This is a genomic window from Guptibacillus hwajinpoensis (genome assembly GCF_005144865.1).
GTDB classification, from domain to species: domain Bacteria; phylum Bacillota; class Bacilli; order Bacillales; family Guptibacillaceae; genus Guptibacillus; species Guptibacillus hwajinpoensis_A.
The window spans coordinates 732,579-749,375 of the sequence record NZ_SWFM01000002.1 but is presented as its reverse complement, the minus strand read 5'-3'; the positions used below and the strand labels follow the sequence as shown (position 1 = coordinate 749,375).

Here is a 16,797-nt window from a genome sequence, read left to right as displayed (position 1 = left end):
GGCGCGTAAGAACATCGCGCCTGTGGGGTCTCACCTGTCCCGCTAGTCCCGCAGGAGTCGAGCATCCTTCCGCTCCAATTAGCGAAGTGGGGTTTTTTCACAAAACCTCTTTCAAAACAACAATCTTTTAGACAAATTCTTTGTACTTCGTTTCAAAAGGCTTTTTTCGTAAACATTGTTGCTATAAAGGTACTAGTTGACTTGCGCTCCAGGATGCTCACTTTCCGTGGGGTGGGCGCTGAGCCTCTTCGGCGCGTAAGAACATCGCGCCTGTGGGGTCTCACCTGTCCCGCTAGTCCCGCAGGAGTCGAGCATCCTTCCGCTCCAATTAGCGAAGTGGGGTTTTTTCACAAAACCTCTTTCAAAACAACAATCTTAAGTTAAGGGTTTTTTTGGTGAACGGCTCTTTTCATAGACGGTTGTCTTCCGCTCCTACCCGCTCTTCAACAATCTTTTAGAGTAGTATCATTATAGAAAGAAGCTACCATCTTATCCATTACTCTGCTGGTTCTGAGTGCTGATTGACCTGTACTTGGTGATTCTCCTTCACCGTTTAACTCATTTACAATGGTTTGAATGAGCGGCTGCTGAACATGCTCAGGGTAGATCATGTTAATTTCCTGTTCACCCTCAGCATTTTTCAGAATCATCGGCTTTTCCTGTAGTGTGGAAAATCTTAAGGAACCTTTGTCCCCCACGATTTCATTCCAATCTTCATTCTTATAAGAATTAAAGCACCACTGCCCTGTTCCTTGTACACCTGAACTAAAGACATATGACCCAGAAACCATATCTTCTGCCTTATATAGACCGCCCTGGTTACTAGCAAACCCATTTACTTTTTCGATTGGACCTAATAAGAAATCCAAATAATCGAGCGTATGACTCGCAAGATCAAAGAAATGACCACCACCCGCTATTTCAGGCTGTACCCGCCATGGCAAGTCACCATTCTTCTCCTCTTCTGATGCCTTTTTGTGATGGACAGTTGTTACGAATCGAACCTTGCCAATTGCGCCGCTCTCTACTACTTCCTTCACTTTAAGAAATGCAGGCATTGCCCTCCGATAGAAAGCCACAAATAATGGAACACTATTCTCGTTACAGGCTTCGATCATTTTACTACATTCATTACTGTTTAAAGCCATTGGCTTTTCAACATAAACGGGTTTTCCCGCTCTTGCGGCAAGTATCGCATACTCCTTGTGACTCGATGGAGGCGTCGCAATATAAACCGCATCCACATCTTCATCATTCACTAGTTCTTCAGCATTTGCATACCACTTAGGAACATTGTGTCGTTTTGCATAATCTTCAGCAAGCTCCTTATTTCGTCTCATAACCGCTACAAGCTCCGAATGCTCTGCTTTCTGAAATCCTGGCCCGCTTTTCTTTTCTGTTACATTGCCACAACCAATAATGCCCCAGCGAATTGTCTTCATATCTCCACCCCTGTTTTTTCTAACTTAGCCGCTTCTTCATGTTCTTTGAACTCCGTAACTTCTTTCATAATTCGAATCATTTTGGAATCCAAGTAATGTACAATATCAGCAGCTTCTTTTAATTCATGACTAAGATCTTTCGGTATTTCACCTTCGAATTTATAATAGATTTTATGTTCAAGACTCGCCCAGAAATCCATTGCGATTGTACGGATCTGAATTTCAACTTTTACATACTCAGGTCCTTTCGATAAGTACACAGGTATCTCAACAATTAAATGCAGACTTTTGTATCCATTTGGTTTAGGATTTTTCACATAATCTTTCACGTTCATTACCTGAATATCATCCTGACTCTCAATCATGTCGTAAATTCGATAGATGTCTGTCGTAAATGAACAGGTAACCCTTACCCCCGCAATATCATTAATGTGCTTTTGTACATTTTCAGTCGTTACTTCGAGGTTTTTTCTCTGAAGTTTAGCCATGATACTTTCTGGTGATTTAATACGTGATTTCACATGTTCAATGGGATTATGCTGGTGAACAAATTGAAATTCATCATTTAATATTGTCAGTTTCGTATTAATTTCATCTAAAGCAAATTTGTATATAAATAAAAAATTCTTCCACTCTTCTATTCGCTCTTGAAAATTCTTGCTCATTACTAAATCATCCTCTCAAAAGATACCCTACCATAGCTACATGAAGGAAATAGAAACGATCTTTGACAAACTATTAACAAAATTCGTTTCATTATTTAATTTCAACTGGTATTCTCAGCAAACGCACTTTTATTTACACTCTAATAACACAAGCAGAGCTATGATAGTATAGTGAAATAGAGGAGGGAAATAATGGATGGAAAGAAAATTCATCCTCTCATTCTATTAAATTTACTATTTAACGGAATTGCGATGGGGATATTAGCGCATGATATGTACAGTGAAAGTAAAATCGGGTATAGCATGACATTTATCGTACTAGGTATTCTTTTTCTCCTATTTTTAACTTACGGAGTGGTTAGAAACCAAAGGATAATTGAAGCGAACAGTAGTAATAGGTAAAAAAGGGAAAAGCATGTTACTGCTTTTCCCTTTTTTGATCATTCAATTTATGAAAATCAACCCTGCTGATATTACCGCACCACTTACTAGTAATACAATGAAACAATACCCCATAATATCTTTTGCTTTAAGCCCCGCTATAGCAAGTGCAGGCAATGCCCAAAACGGTTGTATCATGTTTGTCCATGCATCTCCCCATGCAACAGCCATCGCTGTTTTCGGAATGGAAACGCCAAGTTCTTTTGCAGCATCAAGCATAATCGGTGCTTGAACCGCCCACTGTCCTCCTCCAGACGGAACAAAGAAATTCACGATTCCTGCACTTAGAAACGCAAAGAATGGGAATGTGAAGCCATTCGAAATGGACACAAAACCTTGTGAAAGCTCTGCAGCAAGTCCAGACGCCACCATCATCCCCATAATCCCAGCATAGAATGGGAACTGTATGATAATCCCGCTCGCTCCTTTTACGGCATTACTAACTGACTCAAGAAAGTTGCGCGGTGTCCCGTGAAATAGAAGGCCTAGAAAAAGAAAACCAAAATTTACGATATTTAAATTAAGTTCGAAACCAGCATTTACGAAATAATAAACAATGTATGAGAGTCCTACTAGGGAAATAATGATTGAAACCGTCTTGCTGTTCTCCAAACGCTCAGCTGGTGTCCCTTCCGTCTCTAACGTTGCAGCATGAAGATTTCCCTCCCGTAATAAAGACGGATCAACGTGCACTCTTTCATCTTCAGAAGGTGACATTAAATAATTCACGACTGGCAGAACGACAAATAAAGAAGCAACAATTATTAAATTAAAAGGGGAAAAGATTGTTTGACTCGTTGATATGACTCCAATCAAATCCTCTGTAAAATGCCCTGGCGTAGCAACCGTAAGTGGAATCGAACCAGCTAGTCCGCCATGCCAGACAAGAAAACCGCTATAGGCGCTTGCAATGAGTAAACGATAATCCACTTTCTTTATTTTTCTTGCAAGTTCTTTCGCATATAGTGCCCCAATAACAAGCCCAAATCCCCAATTAATCCAGCTTGCTACGAGCGAAACAAGCGTAACGTAAATGATAGCTTGTCCAGGTGTTTTTGCTCGATCAGCTAAATAACTAAGTCCCTTTTTAAAAAGAGGACTGCTTGCAAGCACATAACCTGTCATAAGAACAAGCACCATTTGCATTGAAAAGGCAAGGAGACTCCAGAATCCTTCTCCAAAAAATTGAACCATTTGCACAGGAGTACTTCCTGTAAAGATTAATCCAAGACCAAACACTACCAACGTTAAGATCACAACGAATAAAAAGGGATCTGGTAAGTAACGTTGCATGATCCGATTCGACAACGATATTGAGGCTTTTAACATAACGACAACTCCTTTAATCAATAATCCCATCCCAATTCATTCGTGGAATTTAGACATAAATCCTCCATATATCAGAAAACGCTTTCACAAATAGGTAAAAAGCCGCATTACTGCGACTTTACTTCTTCTCTATCTTGTTAAGAAAATCTTGAACCTGATCCACGAAAGGCTGAATTGGATAGCTATTGTAATGAACAGCTGCCAGGCGAATAGGATCACCAAAGAAAAACCTCTCAAACTGTGTTTGCCTTGATCCAAACGCACTCATACTCAAATCCCAGGCCATACGGAAAAGTCTTACTCGTTCTTTTGCTTCAATATTTGATCCTTGAAGATAGCGCTCAAGGTCTCCTTTTATCTCTGACTGAAAATCTTTTTCTGTTGGAATCGAAATGAGTCCACTAGCACCCAACATTTCAATAATTTCAATTAGTCTTGGATAGACGCCAGGAAAATATTGAATAGCTGCTTTTAAAGGGGGGCTTGCTGGTATCCATGTCCCATAACGATTCGGTTGACTATTAACTTCTGAGGATAAAAGAAGGGCTTTCATAATTTCAAGAGCGGTAATAATTTCACTCATTTTCTGCTTTACGTGTTCATACTCTTGAATTTGAATCGCATCTCCGATCATTTCGCAAAGACCTAGAATGTATTCAAGTTTCACGACTTGCCTACAAACGGACTGGAACTGTAAAAAGGCGTACATCCCTGTTTCCTCTTCTACATTTGCCATCGTCTCGAGGTTTTTATAAACGAAAACACATTCCCACGGAACAAGTACTTGTTCAAAAACAACAATCGAATCAATTTCTTCAAATTGTGATGCGAGTGGATGGTCGAAAGCACAATCACTATAGCAAAAAGATTCTCTACAAAGGAATTTCAACCCTTTTGTATTGGCGGGGATCATAAATCCAAATACATACGAATCATCAAGACTATTTCCTCCAGCAGGAAGAACGAGTAATTCGTCAGTTAATCCTCCCTGTGTCGCAAGTAGTCTTGCTCCTTGAATGACAATGCCTTCTTTCTTCTCCTCTACTACTTTTGCAGCTGTGACAGTTGAATCATCCAAGTAATGTGCAATCGATCGATTAACTTGAGGGTTAATAAACGTATGTGTAATCGATAGATCCTCATTCCTTGCACGTTCGTACAATCGTTTAATATTATCTCCGAATTCTTTTCTATCTTTGGAAAAGTGAGGTGCTGCAGCACCGAGTGCCATAAGTAACGTGTTCATGTAATCTGGTGAACGTCCCATTAGGCCAGCACTCAGACGCGCCCATTCCTGTGTAGCTTTCCGTCTATTCGTTAAATCTTCTAGAGAGAGAGGTTGATGATATGAAAAGCCATATTCTTCTTTGCGATCTGATAGAGAATAACGAAATAGCTTCCGATTTTCATGTTGACACTGATAGTCATATAGCTCAGCTTTGCTATTCAATATCCCTTTAAAAGGAGCGAGTTCCGACAATTTCCCTGAACATTTCTTTCCCTTGATCCAAATTTCATTTTGTAGAGCATCCATTCTATCAATATACTCCTTACCATTAATCACACAGTCACCTCCTTTATATCTTACTTACTACACTATGCACGAATGATAGAAGGAGGCAGTGCGCATGCCTTAATCCTGTAAGATTGTAATAAGAATATGGTTTTTCTCCCATACTTATGCATAAGGGTTTTCAATTCAGCTTATATGTGGAACAATAGACACAGCCTTTCGAAAGGAGCATGTGAATTGCGTAAATTAACTTATCTACTTATCACAGGATTAGTGTTAGTAGCACTAGCAGCCTGTGGAGGTAATGAAAACAGCAGTAATGACAAGAAACAAGAAGATACAAAAACAGAAGAAAAAGCCGGTGAACAGAAACAACCGGAAGTTGATAAAGTAGACGCTGATAAAGTTATGGCTACTGTCAATGGAACAGAAATTACTGGAGAAGATTTTAATCCGGTCTACGAAAATAATCAAATGCAATATGTTCAAATGGGACAAGAAGTTCCTAAAGAACAGCTTGAGCAAATGAAAAAGCAAATCGTTGATAGCCTTGTTGGCCAGGAGCTCATCCTTCAAGATGCAAAGGACAAAGGATACGAAGCTTCTGAAGAACAAGTCGACAAAGAGCTTAAAGGTGTAAAAGAAGAGTTTGAGAACGAAGATCAATTCAAAGAAGCTTTGAAGAAAAATGATATGAGTGTTAAGGAACTTAGAAAGCAACTTGCTGATAACGTTCTATATTCAACATACGTTGAAAAAGAAATCAAAGTTGATGAAGTATCTGAAGAAGATATGAAGAAGTCTTACGAAAAAGCAAAAGAACAAGGCGGCTCTGAAGAAATGCCGGCTTATGAAGATGTTAAGCCTCAGATTAAAGAGAGCTTAGAAAAAGAGCAACTAGGTAAGAAAATGCAAGAACTAGTAGAGAAGCTTAAAAAAGATGCAGATGTGAAAACTAACGTTTAATCGCTAAAAACCGCTAGAGAATTATTCTCTAGCGGTTTCTTTATTGTTATAGAGATGGGTTTCGAGCTGTTCCCGAATACTTTCAGGAATCGGTTCACTCTTTTGAACATCGAAATGATAATTCACATATGTAGCACGGCCTTTTACGCATATCGAATCACCCTGATGAATTTCCTCATACACTTCAAAGCTTTTGTTTCCAATCCGACTGATCCACGTTCGAACCGTAACCACTTTCCCATAATAGAGTTGTGCAAGATACTCGACATCCATTTTTAATAGAACACAATGCCAATCATGGAATGCTAGATCCGGATTGAACATACGAAAAATATCATCCCGACCTGATTCAAACCAAACGGGTATAACGGTATTATTAATGTGGCCGGCACCATCTGTTTCAGAAACACGTGGCTCAATGACCTTCTCAAACATATCGTCACTCCTTTTCATCATTTATTCGCTACCACTTATAACGACCCCTTCCCTTTATCACAAAAAAGCTTCCAGGTGCATGACCTGGAAGCTCTAAAATGAATTCTATGATTGATATTGCTCTGTGTTGATGAATTGTTTGAAGTCTATGTTTGCTTTCTTACCAAGCGTATTTCCTAGCTCTTCATCTGCTTGATAGAAGTTTGCAATCGCTCGTCCAACAATTGCTCGATCCTCAATACCATCGAAATCGTTCATCAAGTTTTTAATTAGTGTATCTTTCGTGTGCTGATCCCAGCTACGATAAATACGTCCCGCCTGACCGAAGTGGTTCACTTTATCGATCACTTGGCGTCCAGCTTGACCACTAACCGGCTGCATTGCATCTTCATATCCTGGAACTTCAGTCGGAGCACCAGAAGCACTATTTGGCTCATAGTTTACATGACCTTTATGCTTATCATCATTCATGCTACCTTCTTGCTGGTAGTTATTCACTTCAGTCTTCGGTTTGTTAATATCCAGTTGAAGATAATTTGGACCTACACGATGACGTTGTGTATCAGAGTAAGAGAACAGACGACCTTGTAGCAACTTATCTTCTGAAGGAAGCATACCTGGTACAAGTACACCAGGATTAAAACTAACCTGCTCTGTTTCAGCAAAGAAGTTATCTACATTTCTGTTAAGCGTCATCGTACCGACAAACTCCCATGGAACGTCCTCTTCAAGCCAGTCTTTCGTCGCATCAAGTGGATTAAAGTCAAAGTTATTTAGTTCATCGGGACGAAGAACCTGTACGTAAAGATCCCACTCAGGGAAAGCCCCTTTTTCGATTGCATTATAAAGATCACCTGTTGCATGGTTAAAGTCCATACCCTGTACTTTAGGAACTTCTTCGATTGATAAGTTCTTAATGCCATCTTTCGGCTGCCAGCGAAGTTTCACATAGAATGTCTCGCCATCTTCGTTAAACCACTTAAATGCATGGACACTTGATCCTCGCATGTTACGGTAAGTTGCCGGAATTCCTTCATCTGTGAACAGGTGCATTGCCATGTTCGTTGTCTCTGGTGATAGCGAAAAGAAATCCCAGTAGCGTGCAGGGTCCTGAATATTTGTTATTGGATCTGGTTTTAATGAATGGATAACATCCGGAAATTTAATCGCATCGCGAATAAAGAAGATAGGCAATGTGTTTCCAACGAAATCATAGTTCCCTTCTTCTGTATAGAATTTAACAGAAAAGCCACGTGGGTCACGAGCCGTTTCAGGTGAATGCTTCCCATGAATAACCGTTGAGAAACGAGCGAATACCTCAGTTTCCTTCCCTTCTTCTTGAAGAAATGCAGCTTTTGTATATTTTTTCATGCTATTTTTCGTAACAAAAACACCGTGAGCGCCTGCTCCACGTGCATGAACGACACGTTCAGGAATACGTTCTCTGTCAAAGTGGGCAATTTTCTCAAGTAATTGATAGTCTTCTAAAAGAGTTGGACCATTCTGCCCGGCCGTTTTCGAGTTCTGATTGTCTGAGATCGGTACACCTTGATTAGTCGTGAACTTCTTTTTGTTTTGATCGTCCATGCAAAACACTCCTTTTAATATAGATATTTCCTGCAAGGAATTATGTAAATAACGCAGGAAAAGAAATCCTCAGTCACTTAAGACATGTTCCCAAAAGCTACCATCAGTAAACTTGAAATTGTGGTGAAATCTAATAAGCATCATTTAAAACAGGAATAAATGTTCCTGTTTTTTCACATCCATTTAGACTATAATGAAGGAAGAAAGCATCTTACTTAACTACGAAGGAGAGTGAAGTACATGAAGCACCATCCTATTCCTTATTTCACATTTGAAGGAACAGCTCGAGAAGCTCTTAATTATTACAAAGACGTTTTTGAAGGTGAGATTACTGATATTCAAACATTTGGCGAGGCAGATTTCGAATCCCCTCCTGAACTGGACAATCACATCATGCATGCTCGATTCAAAAAGGACGACCTCTTTTTCATGGTGTCAGACGTGTTCTTGAATCAGAAAGTGACTGTCGGCAACAACATCTCACTAGCTCTTGAACTTGATAGTGAAGAAGAAATTCAAAAGCTATATTCTCGTCTAAAAGAAAAAGGAACAGTTTACATGGAGCTTCAAGATACTTTCTGGGGAGCAACATTCGCTAAAGTTAAGGATGCATACGGTGTTATTTGGGATTTAAACTTCGAAAAAGCGAAAACTAATTAAGTTATGAGGTCTGTCACGATGGTGGCAGGCTTTTTTTGGTGGAGAATGATGGGGTGTGGGGTGGTTGTTGGGTGGATTTGAGACTAATAAGCAGTCGAAATGGTGAGATATCCGCGAAATCTTGATTATATCCGCGATTTTTTCGTTTTATCCGCGAATTCGTTTGATATATCCGCGATTTTTCAATTATATCCGCGAAATCTTAAAACTGCCTAATATCGAGCATATATCGCCTACCTTTGTTCGCTCCACTAAACTCGAGATTCAACGATTTCAATAGTCTTGTAGCAGCATCTTCTGAGCTTAAACGTAGAAACCCTCTCAATTCTTGATTCGTAATTTCCTTTGAAACAAGAAGTGCATAATCATTTAGAGCTTTTAAATGAGCATCCTTAGAAACAGATGAGCAGCTTTGACAAAGCCACTTTCCATGAATTCTTATCATTGGCATTCGAGCACAATTTGGACACTGAACACCAACTAATAAATCGGTAACTGGAATAGAAAACTGTTTTAATATGTCACGGTCTAGTGGCTCATGGTGCTTAACTAAAAAGCGGCCTAATTTACGTACTTCTTTCATAGTAAGCAGTTCAGTTGGATATCTCTTATCAATAGACTTCACTTTAGTTGGCAAGTATTCACTACGAATCACTTTAGAAGTGATAGCGTTAATTTCATGAGTAGCTTTCAAGACAGTGCTTCGATTGCTTATCACAATCAATGTTTCAATCGGTATCCAAGATACTTTTGATTTCAATAAAAACATTTCAAGCTGAAGACGTTGCCTCTCAACTTGTGTCAGTGGATCAGGAAACGCCTCTTCTTTCGTTTCGGAAATACGAATCATCTGATTAAAGATCGGATCAAACATTAAAGTCCCTGAAATGTTTTTCACTTCAACAATAAGAATATAGTGTTGAGAGATCACGAGCGTGTCAATTTGAAAGTGGTGAGTACCATCATATAATCGTAGATCATGGTAGATCATAAACCGTTTCTCTTCTAAGAAGCTTAGCGGGAAACCAATTGATTTTTCTCCATAAAATCCTGCACTATACTTCTTCAATTGCTCTTTCACTTCTTCATAGCGGATATGATGAGACGGAAGGCGACGTAATAGGGCGTCCATCTTGAGGAGGTTAAGCGGGGCATCATGCAGCTTTCCAATCAATTCATTTATCACTCCTCTTCTCTTCGACTCTTCAATACCTTTCTTCTATTTTAATTATCCAATCCCTTTTTCCAACAAATGATCATACAAAAACCAGCTCCCCAAAAAGGAAGCTGGCCCAATGCATCTACTCAATATCCAAATCCGTTACTGCACCTTTCGCAGATGACGAAACGAGTCTTGCGTATTTTCCTAGGATACCTGTCTTGTATCTTAGTTCTGGTCTTACCCATTCTGCTCGGCGTCTTTCTAGCTCTTCATCGGAAACAGCGAAATTGATTTGTTGTTTGTCGCTATCAATTGTAATGGTGTCTCCTTCTTTCAATAAGCCAATTGGTCCGCCTACGAATGCTTCTGGGGATACGTGGCCGATTACGAAGCCATGTGAACCACCTGAGAAGCGACCATCTGTCATAAGGGCTACCTTACCATTCAATCCTTTTCCAACAATCATGGATGTAATTGAAAGCATTTCAGGCATACCAGGTCCGCCTTTTGGACCTACATTGCGAATAACGAGAACGTCACCTTCTTTAATGTCATCCGCCTCAATGGCTGCCGTCGCTTCCGCTTCGTTATTATAGACACGTGCTGGACCTTCGAAACGACTGATCTTTTGTCCAGACATTTTTGCAACTGATCCTTCAGGGGCAAGATTTCCACGAAGCACAACAAGTGGCCCGCTCGCTTTGATTGGATCATTCAGTGAGCGAATGATTTCTTGACCTTCTTTCAAGGATGGCGCTTCTTCTAGATTCTCTGCAACTGTCTTGCCAGTTACAGTAAGGCAATCACCATGAAGTAAACCATGTTCATGAAGTAGTTTCATGACTGCTGGTACTCCACCAACTGCATAGAGATCTTGCATGACGTATTTTCCACTTGGCTTCATGTCAGCAATATGCGGTACGCGCTCGCGGACACGCTCAAAGTCATCAAGTGAAAGATCAACCCCAGCAGAATGAGCCATTGCTGTTAGATGTAAGAAAGCATTTGTTGAACCGCCAAGCGCCATAACAACTGTGATGGCATTTTCAAAAGCTTCTTTTGTCATAATATCGCGAGGATAAATATCTTTTTCTAGAAGGTTCACGACAAGCTCGCCGGCTTGGCGACATTCCGACTCTTTATAATCGTTCACGGCAGGGGTTGATGATGAGCCCGGGATACTCATGCCGAGCGCTTCTACTGCTGACGCCATTGTGTTTGCTGTGTACATTCCACCGCACGCACCTGCGCCTGGACAGGCATTGCATTCGACTTTGTGAAGTTCTTCATCATTAATTGTTCCTGCTTGATACTGTCCAACAGCTTCAAAGGAAGAGACGATATCGATGTCATTGCCATTTAATTTTCCTGGCTGAATGGTTCCACCGTACACATAGACAGATGGAATATTCATACGGCCGATAGCCATCAAGCAGCCTGGTGTTGTTTTATCACAGCCTCCGATTGCTACGATGCCATCAAGGCGTTCCGCATTTGTTACCGTTTCAATTGAGTCTGCGATAATTTCGCGACTTGGAAGAGAATAGAACATTCCCTCATGTCCCATCGCGATGCCATCAGACACTGTAATTGTATTGAAAATCATCGGTGCGCCACCATTATCCTTAGCTCCACCCTTAGCCTCACGTGCAAGTTTATCAATATGTACATTACATGGCGTAACTTCACTCCATGTACTTGCAATTCCAATCATTGGTTTCTTAAAATCTTCATCGGTAAAGCCAACTGCTCGAAGCATCGAACGGTTCGGAACACGGTTTACTCCTTCGCTGATCACTTTACTACGAATACGTAAGTCTTTCTTTCCTTCCATTCTGATCACCCTTCCAAATCGCCTGTTAAAATTAGAGAATTTACTCAATTCAAAATTTATATTCTTTGATGATACTAGTTTTCGCACTTTAACGCAAACAATTATCAGAAATTTTTTATATAACAATTTATGGCTATTGAGTGGAATAGATCAATTTATCACTTATTAAGATCATAACAAGTAAGCCGGCCCCCATAGGAACCGGCTTTAGCCGTAATTCATTAGAATCACGATATACGAGAAGATGAGGAAGCCATATAGCAGCTGTTGCTAATTATAAGTTGCCTGGTTCGAACGTCTTACAATCAGTTTCTTCACTATTGCTAGCTTTGTTTCCTTTATGGCTAACAACAAAGATCTCATCAGCACCACATTTGCGGCCGTTACGGTTGTGGACACAGTTTGCGACTTCACATAACACATCCAATGCCATCCCCTTCACCTCCTTAGTCTTAGAATGCTCATAATGGATGACACAATTCCGGTTAAGCTAAATAATCATCTTTTCTTCTGCATTAAACGACTAATCTTTGCGTTTTCTCATGGTATGATAATAAAAAAAGATCGAGGTAGTGAAACAATGTGGAGAAATAAAAATGTATGGATTCTGCTGATTGGGGAATTCGTCGCCGGTCTAGGGTTATGGCTTGGAATTATCGGTAACCTTGAATTTATGCAAGAAAAGGTTCCATCTGATTTTATGAAATCAGTAATTTTGGCTGCAGGGTTATTAGCGGGAGTAGCAATAGGTCCGTTTGCAGGAAGAGTGACAGATCAGCTTAAGAAGAAAACCGTCATGCTTGTAGCAGGATTCGCACGTACCATCAGTGTTGTATTCATGTTAATTGCGATCCAAACTGATTCGGTGTTATGGATGGTTGTTTTCCTTGTTGTCATCCAGATTTCTGCTGCCTTTTATTTCCCTGCGCTACAAGCTGCAATTCCGCTCGTGGTGAAAGATCATGAACTATTGCAAATGAATGGTGTACACATGAATGTAGCCACATTATCAAGAATACTCGGAACAGCTGTTGCAGGAATTTTTCTCGTTATGATGTCCTTATCGATGATGTATGTCGCTTCATTAGCAGCTTATTTCTGTTTAGTTATTATGACATTCTTTATTAAAATTGATGAAGATGAAGACCAAAAGAAGCACTTTTCTAAAGATAATAGTGGATTTAAGAATCTCTTTCCGATCGTTAAGCAACTTCCAATTGTAACAATGACTCTTATCATGACGATGGTGCCCTTATTATTTATTGGCGGGTTCAATTTAATCGTTATTAATATTAGTGAAATCCAAGACAGTTCGTTAATTAAAAGCTGGATTTATACTGCAGAAGGTCTTTCATTTATGATTGGTGCTTTCTCCGTTAAGCGATTATCAATGAAGTTGTCACCTTATACAATCCTATTTCTTTTCTCATTTATCATCGGGTTATCACAGCTTTTATTATTTTTTGCGTCCAATCCAGTGCTAGCTATTATCGCTTTTGTAACGTTTGGTTTTTCAGTTGGCTGTTTCTTCCCCACCGCTGCAACAATCTTTCAAACAAGAGTTCCAAAGGAATACCATGGTCGGTTCTTTTCGTTTCGAAATATGCTTGACCGGATTATTTTTCAGGTTGTCCTTTTATTAACTGGATTAATGCTGGACTTAATTGGGTTAAAAGGTATGGCGATCGTTTTTGGGATTATATCGTTATCAATTACAGGTCTATTCTATGTTAAGTATCGCAGAACAGCTTCTACGAGAAGAATAGAAGTGAATATAGTTTGATTCCCGCCAGCGTCCAACTTTTTAACTTCTACCATATCTTTTGTATAGAATACTGTAGGAGAATAAATAAGTAGGCGATAAGGCTATGGACAATGAACAAAAGGTTATCATTGGATCTTGGATTCAAGCAATTGGTACAATTAGTTCCGCAATAGGAATATCGACATTTACAACTATTAGTGAAGAGATATTAAATAGCATGACTTTAATTGGTAATGTTCTGCAAGCGACTGGTAATGCGATTGTGGCAGATACAATTGAAACAATGACATTGAATAAAATAGGTAGTCAAATTCAAGCCATTGGTAATTCAACTGTCGTAACTGGAATTATACTTGCTAGTGATGAAAAACCTGGGATCCTTCTAGACATTAAAGGCAACTTACTTCAAGCACTAGGCGGTGGTACATCCCTCTCACAAGCTTTAGGTGCAGAGCCTTCTGAAGCAGAACTATACAATATCAATGGACATATCCTCGGCATTACAGGTAATTCGTTGCAAGCATATGCGGGAGCACGAGGACTTAGAAACGAAGATGGGGAGATTTTCAACGTAGTGGGAAGTTGGATTCAAGCAACAGGCGCAGTAATCGGTGCAGTTGGTCAAACTAAATACCCTAATCAATCGTGAAACCCTGGTAACTATACCAGGGTTTTTCTGTCATCTCAACAAACCAATAAATTCCATCATAAATTCGCATGTAAACAAGATTCCTATTTGTGTGAAGCTGTTTTTAGTGCGGAATTAGGATTATTTCTTGAGTAAAGCGTGAACATCTTCCATGATCTTCTCATTATCCACTTTCTGTTTGGCTGTGGCCATATCATATATCCCTCGTATTTGTTGGTTCCCATCTACCAAGTACATTGTTGTACTGTGTGTCACAAAACCATCATCCATTTTTTGTGACACCATATTAAACGTATTGGTAACTTTTTTGATTTCTTCTCCTGAACCAGTTAACCACTTCCACCCTTTTGGGTCAGATTTAAATAGAGTTGCATATTCTTTGAGTTTTGCTACGTCATCCACTTCAGGATCAATTGTAATCGCTACAAGTTCCACTTCTGTCCCAAATAGCTTCTCTTCTTTTAGCTTGTTCTGCAATTCTTTCATATCAGACAAAGTTAATGGGCAAATATCAGGACAGTTCGTATAAAAAAAGCTCACAATTTTCACTTTAGTGTTATCTGAATCATACGTCCCGTCATGAACCGATTCCAATTGGAAAGTTTTTATTTCATTTATTACTGGTAACTCTTCATGTGGCCAAAAAAAATAAACCAAGCAAAATCCTATTACGATAACTAAGATGTATATGATCTTCCTCATCATCCCGTCCTCCCTTACTAGTAAATCTATGAACGGTCAGTGCCTTATATGTGAGTATTAAATGAAGCGACGATAATGCCAGCTCATCTCATTTTTAATTTCGTCTATTGAAAGCATGATAATGAACCAAGCAACTAATTTAACTTCACATAAACTATTATTGGTTGAACAGATTGGGGGGATTTGATATGCATCAACATCTTAACGAGGAGTATTGCCTTTGCCATGAATATGTTTATTGCACGTGCCCTGAAACTAATTCGAGTGATTCAAAAGAAAAATTGGGAGACAAAAGAAAAAGTAAACCAAGTACACTCTTTGACGACTCTGTAGGTAGACCAAACACTTCCCGTAAAAAGAGATCAACTCGTACAGCTCAATGACCGGTAAAAAGAGCTTTCATTATGCTGCACGCCACTTAACTATCAGGAAGATAAAAAAATAGAGGGGGAAAAAAATTGAATCGTTCTCATGATTCAAATTGTCCAAAATGCAGAAAGCCGTATTATGATGAGGAACACCATGGTCGATACGATAGACATTCAAAATGTGATCGCCTTATTTGCGATGATCGATTTAAGGTTCGGTTAGGTGGTTTACAAAGTGGATTAAATTTCAGACTTCGCCAACTTATTGACTGTGACGTTATATTAAAGTTTGAGTGTGGTGGAGAGTGTAAAGAAATCAAAGCTAGAATATGTTTTGTTGGAAGTGACTATGTAGAGATTATGGAACATCATTCGCATAGCGAGAATGATGAAGATGAATCAGAACAGAAGAAGAAAAAGAAAAAAGACCACTTAATCATACCAATGAAAAACATTAGCGGAGTTAAATTAAAACATTGCTGTGACAGAGATTGTGACTGTGATTGCGACTAAGATCATGCCAAAAACGTATTCTCTTCTGAGAATACGTTTTTGAGTTTTATTCACAGTCAACTTCTATAAAACATACATCAGCAAACGAAATAGCTCGCTCTTTTTTTTCAATACATATAACGAGCGAACTATTGTTTACACTCGTTAATTTTCCGGTAACAACTTCATTTTTTAATTGAATTGTCAGTTCTTTAGTAAGCGACTGAAGCAGGTATACCGTTAAATCCAGTCCATAGAAAAGCTGAATTAATTCTGGCGAACCGGATACAATTGAACTGAAATCAGTTGTAAGACACCTTCGAAGATCTGAGTCGATGTCTAGTAACGCAGGCCGATGAATTGGTTCAGCAAATCGATTGTCAGGATGAATAAGACAAATACTTTGGTAAGGAACGATTAATTCTTTTTTATCTGATCTCAACGAGCTAAAGTTCGTACCCGCTAAAAACACTCTACCCATAACGGTAAGTTGCTCCTTCTCACCATTTCCTTCTTCAAGCTGACTGAAGTTCGGACAGTTTAATTCTATTTCTACAATTTGGCCGATTAACCCTTTAAATGCATCCCTGAACGATTCATCCACCGTACGTTCTCCTGATAACGCTAAATCTAATAGCAATGCATTCGCCTCTTTAATTTTCAGTTCTAGTCCTTTTAGTACTTCTTCAGGCAAACAACTATTTGGTGATGGGATTTCTTCCATTTTTCTTCTCTTTGACCAATTAGACTTTTCATCCTTTTTCTTTTTCAAACTCGGCCTCCTCCT

The 16,797-nt window shown here is 39.4% G+C and carries 17 protein-coding genes; 6 read left to right on the top strand and 11 right to left on the bottom strand.

Annotated elements, in window-relative coordinates; all coding sequences use genetic code 11:
* Positions 1–443: 443 nt before the first annotated feature.
* Complete coding sequence (locus tag FBF83_RS10750) at positions 444–1,442, bottom strand: Gfo/Idh/MocA family protein (protein WP_136947135.1); 999 nt, start codon at positions 1,440–1,442, stop codon at positions 444–446.
* Positions 1,439–2,107: a GTP pyrophosphokinase gene (locus FBF83_RS10745; RefSeq protein ID WP_136947134.1), complete on the bottom strand. Its 669-nt coding sequence runs from the start codon at positions 2,105–2,107 to the stop codon at positions 1,439–1,441. Before FBF83_RS10745 ends, FBF83_RS10750 begins: the two co-directional genes overlap by 4 nt.
* A 192-nt stretch (positions 2,108–2,299) precedes the next feature.
* Here FBF83_RS10745 and FBF83_RS10740 point away from each other — a divergent pair, with 192 nt between their 5' ends.
* Positions 2,300–2,509 (top strand): hypothetical protein, encoded by a 210-nt coding sequence (locus FBF83_RS10740; protein WP_136947133.1) that lies wholly within the window; start codon positions 2,300–2,302, stop codon positions 2,507–2,509.
* A 42-nt stretch (positions 2,510–2,551) separates the two neighbouring features.
* Here the strand turns inward: FBF83_RS10740 and FBF83_RS10735 are convergent, their stop codons facing one another.
* Both FBF83_RS10735 and hpaB read right to left on the bottom strand, forming a co-directional pair.
* A complete protein-coding gene (locus FBF83_RS10735; RefSeq protein WP_136947132.1) occupies positions 2,552–3,877 on the bottom strand; it encodes a short-chain fatty acid transporter in 1,326 nt (441 codons plus the stop codon).
* Positions 3,878–3,995: 118 nt separating this feature from the next.
* Entirely contained in the window at positions 3,996–5,441 is a 1,446-nt protein-coding gene (hpaB, locus tag FBF83_RS10730) for a 4-hydroxyphenylacetate 3-monooxygenase, oxygenase component (RefSeq protein ID WP_136947131.1), read from the bottom strand.
* Positions 5,442–5,627: 186 nt separating this feature from the next.
* On the opposite strand from hpaB, the gene FBF83_RS10725 reads away from it, so the two are divergent.
* On the top strand, positions 5,628–6,356 hold the full coding sequence (locus FBF83_RS10725; protein ID WP_169525361.1) for a SurA N-terminal domain-containing protein: 729 nt from the start codon (positions 5,628–5,630) through the stop codon (positions 6,354–6,356).
* A gap of 21 nt (positions 6,357–6,377) precedes the next feature.
* On the opposite strand, the gene FBF83_RS10720 is transcribed toward FBF83_RS10725, so the two are convergent.
* Both FBF83_RS10720 and FBF83_RS10715 read right to left on the bottom strand, forming a co-directional pair.
* Positions 6,378–6,791, bottom strand: a complete 414-nt coding sequence (locus FBF83_RS10720; RefSeq protein WP_136947129.1) for an acyl-CoA thioesterase — start codon at positions 6,789–6,791, stop codon at positions 6,378–6,380.
* Between the two features lie 105 nt (positions 6,792–6,896).
* Entirely contained in the window at positions 6,897–8,378 is a 1,482-nt protein-coding gene (locus FBF83_RS10715; RefSeq protein ID WP_136947128.1) for a catalase, read from the bottom strand.
* A 240-nt stretch (positions 8,379–8,618) separates the two neighbouring features.
* Here FBF83_RS10715 and FBF83_RS10710 point away from each other — a divergent pair, with 240 nt between their 5' ends.
* Complete coding sequence (locus FBF83_RS10710; protein ID WP_136947127.1) at positions 8,619–9,038, top strand: VOC family protein; 420 nt, start codon at positions 8,619–8,621, stop codon at positions 9,036–9,038.
* Between the two features lie 202 nt (positions 9,039–9,240).
* Here the strand turns inward: FBF83_RS10710 and FBF83_RS10705 are convergent, their stop codons facing one another.
* The 3 genes from FBF83_RS10705 to FBF83_RS10695 all read right to left on the bottom strand — a co-directional run bounded on the left by FBF83_RS10705 (position 9,241) and on the right by FBF83_RS10695 (position 12,467).
* Positions 9,241–10,212, bottom strand: a complete 972-nt coding sequence (locus FBF83_RS10705; RefSeq protein WP_136947126.1) for a nuclease-related domain-containing protein — start codon at positions 10,210–10,212, stop codon at positions 9,241–9,243.
* 127 nt (positions 10,213–10,339) lie between these two features.
* Positions 10,340–12,034 (bottom strand): dihydroxy-acid dehydratase, encoded by a 1,695-nt coding sequence (ilvD, locus tag FBF83_RS10700; RefSeq protein ID WP_136947125.1) that lies wholly within the window; start codon positions 12,032–12,034, stop codon positions 10,340–10,342.
* A gap of 274 nt (positions 12,035–12,308) precedes the next feature.
* Positions 12,309–12,467, bottom strand: a complete 159-nt coding sequence (locus FBF83_RS10695; RefSeq protein WP_136947124.1) for a DUF1540 domain-containing protein — start codon at positions 12,465–12,467, stop codon at positions 12,309–12,311.
* A gap of 147 nt (positions 12,468–12,614) precedes the next feature.
* Here FBF83_RS10695 and FBF83_RS10690 point away from each other — a divergent pair, with 147 nt between their 5' ends.
* Positions 12,615–13,817 (top strand): MFS transporter, encoded by a 1,203-nt coding sequence (locus FBF83_RS10690; RefSeq protein ID WP_136947184.1) that lies wholly within the window; start codon positions 12,615–12,617, stop codon positions 13,815–13,817.
* 85 nt (positions 13,818–13,902) lie between these two features.
* Entirely contained in the window at positions 13,903–14,448 is a 546-nt protein-coding gene (locus tag FBF83_RS10685) for a DUF6944 family repetitive protein (RefSeq protein WP_136947123.1), read from the top strand.
* A gap of 120 nt (positions 14,449–14,568) precedes the next feature.
* Here FBF83_RS10685 and FBF83_RS10680 read toward each other — a convergent pair whose 3' ends face one another.
* A complete protein-coding gene (locus tag FBF83_RS10680; protein WP_240688059.1) occupies positions 14,569–15,150 on the bottom strand; it encodes an SCO family protein in 582 nt (193 codons plus the stop codon).
* A 458-nt stretch (positions 15,151–15,608) separates the two neighbouring features.
* On the opposite strand from FBF83_RS10680, the gene FBF83_RS10675 reads away from it, so the two are divergent.
* Complete coding sequence (locus FBF83_RS10675) at positions 15,609–16,031, top strand: hypothetical protein (RefSeq protein WP_136947121.1); 423 nt, start codon at positions 15,609–15,611, stop codon at positions 16,029–16,031.
* A 46-nt stretch (positions 16,032–16,077) separates the two neighbouring features.
* Here FBF83_RS10675 and FBF83_RS10670 read toward each other — a convergent pair whose 3' ends face one another.
* The gene (locus tag FBF83_RS10670) at positions 16,078–16,782 is read right to left on the bottom strand and encodes a hypothetical protein (protein WP_136947120.1); all 705 of its coding nucleotides are present in this window, start codon (positions 16,780–16,782) and stop codon (positions 16,078–16,080) included.
* Between the last annotated feature and the right edge of the window lie 15 nt (positions 16,783–16,797).